Origin of the sequence: Sphingopyxis yananensis, assembly GCF_020687785.1 — a bacterium.
Taxonomy (GTDB): domain Bacteria; phylum Pseudomonadota; class Alphaproteobacteria; order Sphingomonadales; family Sphingomonadaceae; genus Sphingopyxis; species Sphingopyxis yananensis.
The window spans coordinates 93,442-108,550 of the sequence record NZ_JAJEWI010000003.1 but is presented as its reverse complement, the minus strand read 5'-3'; the positions used below and the strand labels follow the sequence as shown (position 1 = coordinate 108,550).

The window sequence follows — 15,109 nt, the reverse complement described above, 5'->3', positions numbered from 1 at the left end:
CGTGTAAGACATGTAGGTCAGGCTTGGCTTTTTAACCTGATTTGCTTGCACCTTAAAGCTGCAAGAACCAGGGCCGCCGCCCACATGTCCCTTCATCGACAATCACAATTTCAAAGATCACACCAGACAAAGAACCGGACAGCCTTCCATCCCTCGAAATTCTCATTCGAGAAACCATGCTATCCGTCTATGTTGGCGACCGGTCAGTGCAGCGTTGCCGCCGCGCCCCGTCCGGTGAAAACGCCTCTAAGCGGACTTAGCTGTACCGTCAACCAATGTTTGTCGACTGTTTTGGTTTTACACCCCATTTTCGGTCTATTCAGCGCCGAAATATCGCTGCCTCTCCCCGCAAAACTGCCAAATTTCATGAATTTAATAAAATTCTATTTTTCCCAGCCAAATCACGCTCTTTTGCGCCCCAAGGCCGCAATCAGCATCAGAAGAACCCGCCGAATCCCGAATCATCTTGTCAGATTCGTTCTATTTTTCTGATTCTTAGCCCTGAAGATGATGATTCTGGTGCGCCGCCCTGTGCGATTCCCAGTCTAGATGGTCACAGATTTGGCATAGCCTGCCTCTGTTCCGTGCAACTGTGGCTCAAAAAGTCGAGCAGCGCCCGAACAGAAGGCAATAATCCGCGCTTGGATGGGAATATCGCATGAACAATGGCTGCCTTGGGACGCCAATCCGGCAAGACATGAACAAGGCGCCCTGCTTCTATGTCTTTCCAGATGAGCATGGTCGGCAATTGCACCACCCCCACACCCGCCAAGGCCGCTTCGCGCAGCACGCTCATATCTTCGGTAATCAAATTGGGCTTGTGCGGGATCGACAGCATTTGGCCGTCCTCATGCTGCAACTGCCACAATTGCTTTTCATGGGGCGATGCCATCGACAGGCTGGGCAAGCCGCGCAAATCTTGTGGTGACGTAAAGCCCCCTCGTTCTAAGGCATCTTCTAACAAGGCCGGGCTGGCCACCAGACATTGGGTGCTGATATCCAATTGCCGCATCATCAACTCGCTGACCTCTAGGGGCGGGAAGCGCGCCCGAATGGCGACGTCAAAGCCTTCTGCAATCACGTCAACGCGGCGGTTGGTGCTTTCCAATTGCAGTTCAATGTCGGGATAGGCCTTGAGGAAAGCCGCGAAGATCGGCCCCAAATGGAAATTCAACAAGGCGACCGGACAAGACACCCGCAAAACGCCCGCTGGTTCGGACCGCACCTGCGCCAATATCTGGTCAGCGGCCTCTGCCTCCACCAGCACAGCGCGGCAGCGTTCATAATAAGCGCGTCCAATGTCGGTCACCGAGAAATGGCGCGATGATCGATTGATGAGGCGTACCCCCACCCGATCTTCCAAGCCCTGAATGCGTCGGCTGAGCTTCGACTTTTGCTCCCCCAAAGCCCGCGCTGCGGGAGCAAATCCCCCATGATCCACCACTTGGACGAAATAATAGAGATCGTTGAGGTCTTGCATCGTTGCATGAATAGAACGCTTAGTCCGATTGAGCAATCTTTTCGCCCCATCGTCGCAAGTCTATATGGTTTTTAACAGCGACCCACCGCTCATAGGACGGTCGCCTCGGAGATTGGTTATGACGAAGGAAATCCTTGGACGCTATGGTTCGGACCGGGGACATTGGGTTGGCGACGGTTTTCCCGTTCGCTCGCTCTTTTCCTATAATCGGCTGGGCAAGCATATCAGCCCCTTCTTGCTGCTAGATTATGCTGGGCCGCATTATTTCGAACCCACAACCGACCAACGCGGTGTCGGTCAGCACCCCCACCGTGGATTTGAAACGGTCACCATCGTTTATGACGGCGAAGTGGAGCATCGCGATTCCGCTGGCAATGGCGGCGTGATTGGTCCGGGTGATGTGCAGTGGATGACCGCTGGCGGCGGCATTATTCACGAAGAATATCACTCCCCATCCTTTGCCAAAACGGGCGGTCCGTTCCGCATGATTCAATTGTGGGTGAATCTGCCTGCCAAGGACAAGATGGCTCCGGCCGCTTATCAAGGCATATTGTCGGCAGATATTCCTGTGGTGAATTTGCGAGATAATGCGGGCACGGCGCGGGTGATTGCTGGGGAATATTTGGGTGCTACGGGCCCCGCCAAAACCTTTACCCCCATCAATATGTGGGACGTGCAGGTCAAGCGGGATGCCATAGTCGATCTGGCTTTGCCCAAAGGGCACACCGCCATCATTGTGGTGTTGAAAGGCCATATCACCGTGAATGGCAGCATGGAAGGCGGCGAAGCCGAAGCCATTTTGCTGAGCACAGACGGCGAAGGTGCGCAAATCTTTGCCAACGGCGATGCAACATTATTGGTGCTGACCGGTGAACCCATTGACGAACCCATTTTCGGTCATGGCCCCTTTGTCATGAACACCGAAAAGGAAATTCGTCAGGCCATTGAAGATTTCAACACTGGCCGCTTTGTTCAGCACGAAGGAGCAACGGAGTAACTGCCGTATCTTAGATGCTGAACATCTGGTCCGATAGGGCTTTCCCCCCCCCGCCCTATCGGACCACCCCACCCCGTCCCTTTTCATATCCCAACGATGGTGCGTGCGCCGCAGCGCATCTTGTCGGCAAAGCGTCTGCGCTTTGCCCGCTCCCTTCGTGCGGCCTTTTGCAGGAAGAATATCATGTCCAAACCCTATGTTCGTCTGGATCGCAACGACGCGGCTGTTTTGCTGGTTGATCATCAAGCTGGCCTGTTGTCGCTGGTCCGCGACTTTGACCCCGATAAGTTCAAGAATAATGTGTTAGCGCTGGGCGATCTGGCGAAATATTTTGAGCTGCCGACCATTTTGACCACCAGCTTTGAAACCGGCCCCAATGGTCCGCTGGTCCCCGAACTGAAGGAACAATTCCCCGACGCGCCTTATATCGCCCGTCCTGGTCAGATTAACGCATGGGACAATGAAGAATTTGTCGCCGCCGTCAAAGCCACCGGTAAAAAGCAATTGATTATCGCAGGTGTCGTCACCGAAGTCTGTGTGGCCTTTCCTGCATTGTCCGCGCTGGCGGAAGGGTATGACGTCTTTGTGGTCACGGACGCATCGGGCACGTTCAATGAAGTGACCCGCCACAGCGCATGGTCGCGCATGACCGCCGCGGGTGCCCAATTAATGACATGGTTTGGCTTGGCCTGCGAATTGCACCGCGATTGGCGCAATGATGTGGATGGGCTGGGCGCGCTATTTTCGAACCATATTCCCGATTATCGCAACCTGATCACCAGTTACAACATCGTAACGCAAGGCAAATAAAAACCTATTGCCCAACAAAGGGTGGCGGATCATTCCGTCACCCTTTGTGCTTATCCCGCCGTTTCCAAGGCCCGCCAATGGCGATAGCCCAGCACCGCCAGCACAGCCATGGCGGCGTATAGTCCCGCCGTCAGCCACAGGGCCGATGCGGCGAACAGGCCAACATAGAATATGTCCACCACCACCCACAGCATCCAACTGGCCGCATAGCGGCGCGCGGTCCAATATTGGGCCAGCAGACTGAAGCTGCTGAGGATGGCGTCCGGCCACGGCAAAGGCGCATCGCTATAATGGCTGGACAACCAACCCGTCAGCCCCGCCCCCACCATGGTCAGCGCCAAGGCCGCCGCCGCATTTCGCCCGCGCAGCGGAACGACGGACACCATGCCATCATCCCCGCGCCCGCGCAGCCACATCAGCCAGCCATATAATATGAACAAGCCGAACAGCAGTTGTAAGATCATATTGGCGTAAAGCTGGGCATCCCAGAATATCTTCACATACAGGCCCGCCGACACCAACACCACGGGCCAGCACCACAGGCTGCGCTTGGTGGTCAGCCATATTCCCAAAAAGGCCAAAGGCACCGCCAATATTTCCAATGACGTCATAAGGCCGACGTCCCTTCGGCAAGGCTGCGCAGGAAATGCTGGCCTTGGTCCGATAGGAACCAATGGGCATGGCCCAAGGCATATCCGTCCCACGCCAAGTCGGCGGCGGCGGCATCGCGCACGATGCCCGCGAAATAATCAACCTCGGACAATGCAAATTCCACATGGACCAGCGGCAACAGGCGCAGCACCAACGCGATATCCGCCGTGCTGAGCGGCTGGATGCTATGATATCCCGCCAGCAAAGCGGCAGCCGCATCAACATCCGCGGCCTCGGTCAACTGACCATCATCCATGCCCAGCCATGGTATGACGCTACGCTCCAGCGCCATCGCCAAATCATGCAAAGCAAAGCTGGGGGCCGCGACACCGAAATCCAGCACCGTCGATACCGTGCCATCTGCCGCCCACAGCAAATTGGATGGGTGCCAGTCGCCATGCGTCCATAATCGCGGCTGCTGGGCAATGGCCGGATACAGGCCGTCCCCCAGTTCCGCCCAAATCTTTGTTAAGGAAGCGCGCCAATTACGCCCCTGAAGATAGGCCGCCACCGCAGGCCGCGCATATATATAGCGATCAGCGGCCAACACAGGATCGGCGGCGGTCAATATCTGCGCGCTGGCCACCAGCGGATAGGGGCCGCGATCCGGCGCATCATATCCCAGCGCCGCATGGTGCAACCGCGCCAAGGCGGCCCCCGCCGCAAAGCTGTGGCGATCATTCAAAAATCCGGTCCATGACAGTCGGTCGCGATAGAGATCCGTTCCCTGCCCTTGTCCGTGCAATTCATAAACCCACGGCCCATCCGCCAGCACCGTGCCCCCGCCATGGGCGCGATACATGGGCGGCACCGACAGGCCCTGCGCCTGTAAATGACGGACGAAACCATGTTCTTCGTTCAACGCCGCCATGCTGCGCAAGCGCGGGTGGTGCCGTTTCAAAAACAACCGCCCCGCACCGCATTCCACCAAGGCCGCCGCCGAAAAGGGGCGCGGGCTGTGCCATTGCAGCGCCTGAAACCCACCCGCATCCGGAAAATGCTGCACCACGCGCGCCGCCTCGGCATCGGTGATGGCGGGCCACACTGGGGTTTCCAACGCCGTGCCCATGCCATGCACCAAATGCCCAGACCCGTTCATCGCGTCAGAACGCCCGCGACAAGGTGCCGACAAACGCCCGCCCACTGCCGATATAATAGCTGGGGGCGCTGCCATAAATGTTGGTGCCACCACGCCCCTCGGTGTCCAGCGCATTGCTCGACACCGAATAAACGCCCGACAAGACCTTGGGGTTGGTGATGTTAATCGCGTTCAGGCGCAAATCCGTGCGCTTGCCATCCAACATCCCCGCCAAATGCACGCCGATAGACAGGTCCAACGTCGCATAAGGCTTGATGCTTTCATCGTTCATAAAGGTCGCATATTGGCGGCCGACATATTTCAGCGCCATGCTGCCAAACAGCAATCCATCGTCATAGCTGCTACCGGCCGCAAATTGATATTTGGGGCTGGCCACCGCATTCTTGCCCTTGGTCGGCAGGAAATCATACCCCACGGGCAGGTCATCCAGCAATTTGGTGCGCAAAATTTCGCCGGACAGATAGATGCCCCAGCCTTCCGTTGGACGATAGCTGATTTCCGCATCCAATCCATGGCTGCGCATGGAACCGGCGTTCACTGTCGCGCTCACTTGCGCGCCGCCATCATTCAAAATAGTCGGCACTTGGCGGTTGCGGAACCAATAGTGGAAAGCTGTCAGCGCCAAGGACAGCTTCGCGCCATTGTAACGATAACCCAGTTCCGACGACACGCTATATTCATTCTTCAGGCTTGTGCTGCCTTGGCTCACCACAACGCCATCATAATAATAGTCGTAAAGCGCAAACTCATTAGGAATGCGGAAGTTCGTGTTCACATTGGCGAAAATCTGCTGGCTGTCACCCACGTCATAGCGGATCGCCGCGCGCGGCAACAAGGCGCTGCTGCTATAGCGAATGTCGCTTTGTGGACCGGGCAAATAATTATGCCCCCGCCGCAGCACATTCACCGCCTTCAACCCCACATCCACGCCCAATTTGTCGCTCAGCGCGATGCTATCCGCCAAAAATGCGCCTTTCGTCACCGTAACGGTGCGGGCATTTTCATAAGCCAACAAGCGGCCATCAGCGGTGCGAATGGCTTTATCCTGATAACCCCATTCATCCACCGGACGGCCATCCGCGTTCAACGACGTATAGCTTTGCGTTACACGGTCGGTGCCATAATCAAACCACAGACCAGCGGTGACGCGGTGCGCGCCCGCTTGCAAGGTGAGTTTGGCAACGTCGCCAACACGGAACTGCTTGCCGGTCCAATTGCCCATCACATTGGCTTTGCCGTCCACCGCGCCGGGCAGATTGATCGGCTCATCCAGCAACTCCGTGCCCAGATAATTGCCCTCGGTCCACAGCTCTGTTCCATAAGGCGAATTGCCATGGCCCATCTGTAGATAGGCCGAATTGTTCAGCGTCAGCCTGTCATTCAGCGCCACTTGCAAGGGCGCGCTGATATAGAGGTTGCGGAACGGCGCACGGTACAAGCGCCAATAATTTAAATTGCCATCGCCATAGTCGGCATCAAAATTATAATCGCGGCCCACGGCCTTCCAATCCGCCTTGGTCACAGCCGGATAGGTCGATGTTTTGGCGTCATTATAAGAGAAAGAGATGCTGGCGCGGTTACTATCGCCCCATGTCGTCAGGAATTTGGCATCCACATGCTGGCGCTTGTCAAATCCCGCCCCGCGCCAATTGTCCGCGCGGTTGTTGGAATAGGATAGAAAGGCCCGAACCCCGCTATTGCCAATCTCGCCCGTATCCACGCGCACAAAGGCACGGCGTGCATCATAGCTACCATAGGACAGGTTCACCAACGCGCCCATCTGGTCCTTGGGGTCATCCAAGGACAGCGAGATCATGCCGCCTGCCGCTGCCACCACTGGGCTATCAATATCCACACTGCCCTGCGCCAGTATGATCTGTTTGATATTTTCCGTGTCCGCAAATTGCGCGGGATAGGCATAGAAATAGCCGATGTCATTTTGCGGCGCGCCTTCCATCAAGACGCCAATACTGTCCTGCCCCAAACCGCGCAGCGTGATGCCGCTGCTGGCGGACAGGCCATAAGGGTCGCTCATCGCCACATTGGCGCCGGGCAAGATATTCACCAATTGAAAGGCATTCATCGTTGGTGCCTGTTTAGTGATGAATTCGCTGGAAATCGCGCTAATGGATCGCGGCGCGTCTTGGGCCGGCAGCAAGCCGACAGGGTCGCGGTGGCCGATCACTTGAATTGGGGCATGGCCGCTATCCTCTGCGCCCGCGTCGGACGCCGCATCAGACGCCATATTCATCGCCAAGGCAGGCACAGCCAAAAATAATGTTGGAAAAACAAGCGCCGCACGGCCAAGATAATGCAATTTTAATGTCATATTCTACGCGTCCACTCCATAGGAGGGACGACAGAAAATCTGCCCACCCTCCCTACGCCGGTATCAACCGGATCAGGTTCAGCGGGTCGTGGTCTGCAAACCACCTCTCAGCCACTGCAACAGCGGCCCCCCGGGGATAAGCGGCCCATACAAGGCTTTGTGACAAGAAGATAGAGGGTGCCGTAGGGAAGCCAGTCAGCCGCACCCACAGGCCCAATTGACCGCACCCCGAAAGCTGGTGGCACAGGCTGGGCTATTCGGCACCATCGGCGCTGAAAAACTGGCAATGCCAGCCATGCAACATAGGCCAATAGCAGAGGATGATGTCAGGAAATATGGAGGCCCGAGCCGGAATCGAACCGGCGTGCGAGGATTTGCAGTCCTCTGCGTCACCACTCCGCCATCGGGCCTCGATGCGTAATCGCGTGGTGACAGCGCCACTAACCAATTCATCGCGCAGTGGCAATGCCTTCTTGTCGCAAATCTTTCATGCACAGCGAATTTTTATCGAAGAATCTCGTGCTAGCCACGGGACAACAAGCCGAAAAGCGCCCGCCAATCCGCAATGCAGGCTTGGCGCGGCGCTGTTCAAAGGCTATGCGCGGGCAGAACACGACTCTTTGCTGTATTGCAATTGTAATACAGCTTGTTCTGGGCTAGGCGTCGTGCCAGTCATGGGCCCAGCGAATCGGATTGACACGGATGGCAACCAAATTGAACGAATCCACTGCTGCTGAAATGCGGTCGGCGATGATCGACTGTCAGCTTCGCCCCACAGACGTTATCGACAATGACGTCGTGCGCGTGATGGGCAAATTGGCCCGCGAAGACTTTGTTCCCGCCGCTTTGGCCAGCGTGGCCTATGCAGATCGCTCGCTTCCCCTTGGCGCGGGCCGCGTGCTGAATGCGCCGCTGGTGACGGGCAGCATGTTGATGAAGGCCGAAGTGACCGCTGGACAGCGCGCCTTGGTCATTGGCGCTGGCACGGGCTATGTCGCCACCTTGATCGCCGAATTGGGTGCCCAAGTTGTAGCCGTCGAAGATAATGCCGATCTGCGAAATGCCGCACCAGCATCGGCAAAAATTGATGCCATTCAATGGGTGGATGCGCCGCTGACGGCGGGCGCAGCAGACAAAGGCCCGTTTGACCTGATTATCATCGACGGCGCGATTGAAGAATTGCCCGACGCGCTGACCGATCAATTGGTTGACGGTGGCCGCCTGATCACCGCGAAGCGTGACGGTGCCGTGGCGCGCCTGCAGCTAGGCATCAAAACCAACGGCATATTAAATCTGCGTCCTTATACCGATATGGACGTTGCGCCACTGGCCGCCTTTGCCGCGCCCAAGGGTTTTCAATTCTAAAATCCTAATATCCACACACAGACTATGACGAGCAAAGCTGTTGTCTTTCTGACCTATTGAAGCGGAACCCCTATGACTCATTCCACCGGCGCCCATCGGCCCCGTCGCAAAATCTTGCTGGCTGGCCTTGTGACCGGCACGATGATGATAGGGGTCCCTGCTGGGGCGGAAACGCTGCAAGAAGCGCTCGTCAAAGCCTATGTCAACAACCCAACCCTAACCGCCGCCCGTGCGGGCCAGCGCGCGAATGACGAAAATGTCCCGATCCAGCGCAGCTATGGTCTGCCGGGGGTTAATCTATCGGGCAATTATAACGACAATATCGCGCAATCGGGCGGCTCGGTTGGTCAACCCGATCGCAGCTTGTCCGCGACCACGCAATTGGCCGTACCCATTTATCAAGGCGGCGCGGTGCGCAACAGCCTGAAGGCCGCCAAGCTGCGCGTTGATGCGGGGCAAGCCAATTTGCGCGCCACCGAAGCCAGCGTTTTTTCCCAAGTTGTTGGCGCTTATATGGACGTCATTCGCGATCAGGCGATTGTCCAACTGAACCGCAACAATGTCGATGTGCTGCGCACCAACTTAGAAGCGACGCGGGACCGCTTTGAAATTGGTGATTTAACCCGCACGGACGTGGCCCAATCGGACGCCCGCTTGGCCCGAGCCGAGGGGGAATTGCGCGGCAGCGAAGCCCAGCTTATCTCCAGCCGTGAAGCCTATATCCGCTTGGTCGGCAGCGCGCCGGATGATTTGCAAGCACCGCCGCCCTTGCCCAATCTGCCAACCACGGTGGATGACGCGGTGAACACAGCGCTGAACAACAACCCCGACATCGCTAGCGCCGCGTTGAATGTCGAAGCCGCCCGCGCCGACATCGGTACAGCCCGCGCGGCGCGCCTACCCAAAATATCGGCAACGGTCAGCGGCACTTACAGCAATTATCTGAACAGTCTGGACAGCATCGTCCCCAATGTCCCTGTCGATCAGGACAATAAAAGCGCGGTGGCGGGTGTATCGCTGACCCTGCCGTTGTTCGCGGCGGGACGCAATTCGGCGCAGGTTCGTCAGGCCCAAAGCCGGTCGAGCCAGTCGCTGGAACAATATATCGAAGCCGAACGCTTTGTGATCGCGCAAACACGCGGGGCCTATGCGGCATGGCAAGCCAATGACCGCGTCATTTCGGCATCCCAGCAAGCGGTGCGCGCCAACGCCTTGTCCCTCGAAGGGGTGCGGGCGGAAAATAGCGTCGGCACGCGGTCGATCTTGGATATTTTGAACGCCGAGCAAGAATATCTGAACGCGCAAGTGCAATTGGTGTCCGCCCAGCGCAATGCCTATGTCGCGGCCTTTTCCTTATTGGCCGCCATGGGCAAAGCCGAAGCACGGGATTTGGGTCTGGACGGCGGCGTTCTCTATGACCCCAATATTCATTATAACAAGGTGCGCGGCCAATTGTCGGATTGGGCCGATTTGCCCACGCCGGTCCAGCACGCCAGCGACACACGCACGGTTCCAGCGGCCAATGCCGATGTGCCAGCTTCGTCGGTCAGCACGGGTCAATAATTTCCATATCATGGAAATCGGCGCAATTGGGGCTTGGCAAGTGTCGCCTTGTGTCGCTAACCATGGTTGATCGTCCATTTTGACGGACAAAAGGGGTCTAGGCTGATGGGCGACATGTCGCGCGAACCATCTATGGAAGATATTTTATCATCCATTCGCCGCGTTATTGCACGCGATGAAGCGACGGTTCAGGCCCGTATGTCGCGGGTCCAGCCTGCCGGTGACGGCGCACAAATGACCGAACAGCCCAATGAATCCATGGCGGAAAAACTCGACCTTCACACCGTCGAAAAAATCACCATGCCGCTGCATGATCATGGTCCGTCAGCCCATGCAGCCCCGCCAGAGCAGACGACTACGCCCAGCCCCCCTGCGGGTGCTGCGCCAACATTCGCCGCACAGCCAAGTCCCGGGTCGGCTCAGACGCTGAACGACACGCTGATTTCCAACGCCAGCGCCGAAGCGGCGCGCCAATCCTTGGAATCCTTAAACACCGCCTTTGCTTTGTCACCCAATTTGGCGGCCGCGGGTGTTTCATCCCCCGCCCGCACCATTGATGATGTGGTGATGGAGGCTTTGCGCCCCATGCTGAAAACATGGCTGGACCAAAATCTGCCCCCCATCGTCGAGGCTATGGTCGCCAAGGAAATCCGCCGGATTACCGGCCAACGTTGATATCCCGCATGGGAAATAGACAGCAAAAGGGCGGCCAATCAGCCGCCCTTTTGCGTTCATAACGGATACTGAACCGATCAGGCCAGCCCAACCCAATGGGCCAGCAAATGCCGCGCAATGGCCAAGAGCGGCGGCGCGACAAAGGGCGCGTTCATATCGCCGGACAAGGCCGCCCGCACATCCGCTTTGTCCACCCACATGGCGGCTTCCAGCTCGGTTTCATCCAACGTCAGCGTGGGGTCATCGGTCACAGCCATACAGGCCATCATCAGCGACGATGGAAAGGGCCAAGGTTGGCTGGCGATATAGCGAATGTCACGAACACGAATGCCCGCTTCTTCGAACAATTCCCGCGCCACCGCTTCTTCGATGGATTCGCCAGGTTCCACAAACCCCGCGAGCGCCGAGAAAAAGGCCGGCGGGAATCCGGGTTGGCGCGCGACCAACACCTTGCCCTGATGTTCGGCAAGCATAATCACCACCGGATCAACGCGGGGGAAATGTTCGGCGTCGCACGCACCGCATTTGCGGCCCCAGCCCGCACGGAACACCAAGGTTTCACCCCCGCAAGATGCGCAAAAGCGATGGCGCGCATGCCAGTCCACCAGAGACCGCGCCCCGCCATAAACCGCCAAATCTTGATCCGACAAAGATGGTAAAAAGCGCATGATCGTGCGCGAACGGGCATCCACACGGCGGCTTGGCACCGCTTCGCGGACAAAATAGCCGATGCCACGCTCATCACGCCCCAACAGCAACAAGGGGCGGTCGTCCATCGGGTCAATGGCTTCCCACAACAAGCCGCCGCCCTCTGCGGGTATAAAATCGACCCCATGCATCGCCAGACAACGGGCGCGCGGGTCCGCCTGCGCTTGTGCCAAGGCGGCATCATCGGCGCGCAATTGATCAGCGCGGTCCAACCACGCCCCTGTAAAACCCAATGGTCCTGACATATTATTTTATATCCTGCATGACGATTTCGGGAAACTTACTTTGAAAATCAAGGCTGTTCGGCGGCAAATATTGGGCATAGGCCGCCACACGATATCCACGTTTGCGGTCCACAAAACCCAATGTTCCCGCCGCGCCGGACCAGCCATAGATGCCCTCACCGCCCGGCGTATGGGCCAGCGACACCCGCCCGCCTGCGCCGAAACCCGCGCCGTCAATGAAGGTGCCTTTGCGCGCAACATGGTCGCCAATCAGGTTGGACATCGCTAGACGCGCCGTTTCCGGCCGCAAAATTCGCGTATTGCCCAATGCCCCCTCGCCCATCAGCATCGCCAAAAACCGGTCATAGTCGCGCGCGCTAGACACCAAGCCGCTGCCGCCATGCAGCGTCTTTGGCTTGTCCAAATATATGCTGGCCCGCGCTGGATCGATGGGGAATAAAATGCCGCCCAGCGGGCTGTAATTGGTGGTGAACCGCCCCACTTCGGATGACGGCACCTGAAACCATGTGCTGCTCATGTCCAAGGGCGTAAAAATACGCTGGCGCAAAAATTCGTCAAAACTTTGACCCGACGCCACCTCAATCACCCGCCCCGCCAGATCAAGACTGACCGAATAACTCCACTGCGTATCGGGTTCATAGACCAGCGGCAAAGCGGCCAAGCGATCAGCAAATTCTGCCAAGCTGGGGGCAATTTGGCCCGTCATGCCGGGCACGGGCAATTTGGTGAAAACGCCGCCCGTCAAACCCGCCTCTTCATAAGCTTGGCGCAGCGGGCCCTTTTGCATGATCGCATAACCAAAACCTGCCGTATGGGTCAGCAAATGACGGATGGTAATCGGCTGTTTGGCGTCCCGCACATCGCTGATCGACCCATCGGGGGTGTTTTGCACCTTCATCTTCGCAAAGGCGGGCAGAAAATCGGCAATCGGCTGATCGAGCCGCACCACGCCATCGTCGATCAAGATCATCATAGCCATTGCCGTAATCGGCTTGGTGTTGGAATATAGCCGCCACAAACTATTGGCATCGACCTTGGTGGACGAATCCATCGCGATATGGCCCGCCGCCATAATCGTCGCTGGCGCTTGTCCTTTGCCGATCATCGCCAGCGTTCCCGCCAATTCCCGCCGCTGGACGAACGACCCAATGAAATCGCGCACATGGGGATAGGCCGATGACGCAGCATTTGCTCCGGCCGTGCGCGCGGCCTGCGCCCACAAGCTAGGGGGCAGCATCAAGGCGCCGCTGGTCGCCGCTGCCGCGCCCAGCCATGCGCGCCGAGACATCATCTGCGTCATATCCTCACCCTTTCGGCTTTGTCCGGCCTTCGTCGCGGCGCCGTTTTTGATCGACCAATTTGCGATAAAGCGTGGGCAGCCCCGCATCGTCAAGCGTTGATATCGGCCACCACTGCCCATCTTGCAGGTCAGCGGCGCCATTTCCATCCACGCCAAAATCCGTTGCATGCGGCGCGTCCAACACATCCACCCCGCGTTCCACCAATGTCAGGGTCAGGTCGAAATGTGTGAAACTATGGTCGACCGATACCCCGCTGTTGCTGCCCAAGCGGTCATCCCCCCATGCCCCCCCGGGCAACGCCCGCATTCCGCCCAACATGCCCTTGGTTGGGCGCGTAACCAGCCAAATATGCTGATCATCCTCGATCCAATAGGCCAAGCCATGGCGGTGCGGCTTCGCCTTTTTGGCGGGTTTTACCGGAACGCTTTCAATATCTGCGCGCCCAACGACGGCACAATCTTGCATCAACGGGCAAATACCACAGGCGGGGCGGCGAATGGTGCAAATGCCCGCCCCCAAATCCATCATCGCCTGAGCAAAATCGCCCGTCCGCGCTTCTGGCACCAAGGGCGCAAGGGCGGCACGAATCAGTTTCTTCGCGGCGGGCAAAGGGGTTTCGATCCAGCGATATCGGGCCATGACCCGTTCAATATTGGCATCCACCACCACGGCGCGCTGTCCAAAGGCAATGGCGGCCACAGCGGCGGCGGTATAATCCCCCACCCCTGGCAAGGCGCGCAGTTCCGCTTCGCTGGACGGAAATTGGCCATCATATTGGTCGGCCACCACACGGGCACAGGCCAGCAAATTGCGCGCCCGCGCATAATATCCCAGCCCCGCCCATGCAGCCATCACATCGGCATCATCCGCCGCTGCCAAGTCGCTCACGCTGGGCCAACTTTGCGTGAATCGCTGAAAATATCCCGCCACGGCGGCGACCGTGGTTTGTTGCAGCATCACCTCTGCCATCCAAATATAATAAGGATTGGGCACCCGCCCGCTGTTCGGCGGGATGCGCCACGGCAAGGCGCGGGCATGGCGGTCATACCACGCCAGCAAGCGCGAAGCGAAGCTGGGGATGCGGGGGGACGGGGCATGGCCGCTAGTCAAGTCGGTTTCGATGCCGCAATAGGGGTCAGAAGTCTGGACGCTCACCCCATGCTTATGGCATGGGTGCGCCTATGACGAAAGCAGCCAGCGGCGATAAGCTCATTTCCATGCCGCCAGCCGAGGCGGGCACGGCGGCAATGGCGGAACCAGCGCCCAACCCTGCCCAACCCAAAAGCCGCCGCAAAGCCAGCAGCAAAAGCAGCGCGACAAAAAACACCAACAAATCAAAAGCCAAGGGCACGCAGCCCAAATATAGCCGCCCACGCGGCGGCGAAGCACGGCGCGTCGCGGAGTTGGTGCCCGAAGTGGGCGGCACCGCCTTTCGCAAATTTGGCTTTATCCAAACATCGGTGGTCAGCCGCTGGGCAGAGATTGTCGGCCCAAGGCTCGCCAAGGTCACCCAGCCGGTGTTGATTCGCTTTCCAACCGGCAGCAAGGCTGGCGGCACATTGCACCTGTCGATCTGCGGCGCGCACGCCCCGATGCTGCAACATATTGGGCCGGACATAGTGGAATCGGTCAATCGCTTCTTTGGCTATGCCGCCATCGCCAGCGTGCGTATGGCCCATGGCCTGACGCCGCCCAAACCCCCAAAGCCCAAACGGGAATTGGGGCCAGTGCCCGCCGAACTCAGCGACTCATTGCGCGAAATTGCCGACCCCGAATTGCGCATGGTGCTGGAACGTATGGCCGCCGGACTAGGTGTTTCGCGCGGCTTGCCACGCAGCGGATAAACGATATTCTGCCGTTTCAAACAATATTCGCGTCAATGCGAC

General features: G+C 58.0%; 13 protein-coding genes, 1 tRNA gene and 1 riboswitch. Of the genes, 6 read left to right on the top strand and 8 right to left on the bottom strand.

What is annotated here, in order from left to right:
- Positions 1-553 precede the first annotated feature (553 nt).
- Positions 554-1,516, bottom strand: coding sequence for a LysR substrate-binding domain-containing protein (locus tag LKO31_RS02125; RefSeq protein WP_227688428.1), 963 nt, complete (start codon positions 1,514-1,516; stop codon positions 554-556).
- 82 nt (positions 1,517-1,598) lie between these two features.
- Between LKO31_RS02125 and LKO31_RS02120 the strand changes: the two genes are divergently transcribed.
- On the top strand, positions 1,599-2,477 hold the full coding sequence (locus LKO31_RS02120) for a pirin family protein (protein WP_227688427.1): 879 nt from the start codon (positions 1,599-1,601) through the stop codon (positions 2,475-2,477).
- A gap of 183 nt (positions 2,478-2,660) precedes the next feature.
- On the top strand, positions 2,661-3,287 hold the full coding sequence (gene ycaC / locus LKO31_RS02115) for an isochorismate family cysteine hydrolase YcaC (RefSeq protein WP_227688426.1): 627 nt from the start codon (positions 2,661-2,663) through the stop codon (positions 3,285-3,287).
- 50 nt (positions 3,288-3,337) lie between these two features.
- Here ycaC and pnuC read toward each other — a convergent pair whose 3' ends face one another.
- From pnuC to LKO31_RS02095, 4 genes are all read right to left on the bottom strand, one after another.
- Positions 3,338-3,898: a nicotinamide riboside transporter PnuC gene (gene pnuC / locus LKO31_RS02110; RefSeq protein WP_227688425.1), complete on the bottom strand. Its 561-nt coding sequence runs from the start codon at positions 3,896-3,898 to the stop codon at positions 3,338-3,340.
- Entirely contained in the window at positions 3,895-5,037 is a 1,143-nt protein-coding gene (locus LKO31_RS02105; RefSeq protein WP_227688424.1) for a phosphotransferase enzyme family protein, read from the bottom strand. Before LKO31_RS02105 ends, pnuC begins: the two co-directional genes overlap by 4 nt.
- Positions 5,038-5,041: 4 nt before the next feature.
- On the bottom strand, positions 5,042-7,366 hold the full coding sequence (locus LKO31_RS02100) for a TonB-dependent receptor (RefSeq protein WP_227688423.1): 2,325 nt from the start codon (positions 7,364-7,366) through the stop codon (positions 5,042-5,044).
- Between the two features lie 32 nt (positions 7,367-7,398).
- Positions 7,399-7,509, bottom strand: a riboswitch (TPP riboswitch).
- Positions 7,510-7,702: 193 nt separating this feature from the next.
- Positions 7,703-7,776 (bottom strand) — tRNA-Cys (locus LKO31_RS02095).
- 292 nt (positions 7,777-8,068) lie between these two features.
- Here LKO31_RS02095 and LKO31_RS02090 point away from each other — a divergent pair.
- The 3 genes from LKO31_RS02090 to LKO31_RS02080 all read left to right on the top strand — a co-directional run bounded on the left by LKO31_RS02090 (position 8,069) and on the right by LKO31_RS02080 (position 10,969).
- Positions 8,069-8,731 (top strand): protein-L-isoaspartate O-methyltransferase family protein, encoded by a 663-nt coding sequence (locus LKO31_RS02090; RefSeq protein WP_227688422.1) that lies wholly within the window; start codon positions 8,069-8,071, stop codon positions 8,729-8,731.
- A gap of 72 nt (positions 8,732-8,803) precedes the next feature.
- Positions 8,804-10,294, top strand: coding sequence for a TolC family outer membrane protein (locus tag LKO31_RS02085; protein WP_227688421.1), 1,491 nt, complete (start codon positions 8,804-8,806; stop codon positions 10,292-10,294).
- Positions 10,295-10,399: 105 nt separating this feature from the next.
- Positions 10,400-10,969, top strand: a complete 570-nt coding sequence (locus tag LKO31_RS02080) for a DUF2497 domain-containing protein (RefSeq protein WP_227688420.1) — start codon at positions 10,400-10,402, stop codon at positions 10,967-10,969.
- A gap of 77 nt (positions 10,970-11,046) precedes the next feature.
- On the opposite strand, the gene nudC is transcribed toward LKO31_RS02080, so the two are convergent.
- Genes nudC through LKO31_RS02065 form a run of 3 tightly spaced genes read right to left on the bottom strand, consistent with a single transcriptional unit; the run spans position 11,047 to position 14,333 of the window.
- Positions 11,047-11,922, bottom strand: coding sequence for an NAD(+) diphosphatase (gene nudC / locus LKO31_RS02075; RefSeq protein WP_227688419.1), 876 nt, complete (start codon positions 11,920-11,922; stop codon positions 11,047-11,049).
- A 1-nt stretch (position 11,923) separates the two neighbouring features.
- Positions 11,924-13,222, bottom strand: coding sequence for a serine hydrolase domain-containing protein (locus tag LKO31_RS02070; RefSeq protein ID WP_227688418.1), 1,299 nt, complete (start codon positions 13,220-13,222; stop codon positions 11,924-11,926).
- Between the two features lie 4 nt (positions 13,223-13,226).
- Positions 13,227-14,333: an A/G-specific adenine glycosylase gene (locus LKO31_RS02065; RefSeq protein WP_265104521.1), complete on the bottom strand. Its 1,107-nt coding sequence runs from the start codon at positions 14,331-14,333 to the stop codon at positions 13,227-13,229.
- A gap of 71 nt (positions 14,334-14,404) precedes the next feature.
- On the opposite strand from LKO31_RS02065, the gene LKO31_RS02060 reads away from it, so the two are divergent.
- Positions 14,405-15,067 carry a DUF721 domain-containing protein gene (locus tag LKO31_RS02060; protein ID WP_227688417.1) on the top strand — a complete coding sequence of 221 codons (663 nt, stop codon included), beginning with the start codon at positions 14,405-14,407 and terminating at the stop codon, positions 15,065-15,067.
- The last annotated feature ends 42 nt before the right edge of the window (positions 15,068-15,109 follow it).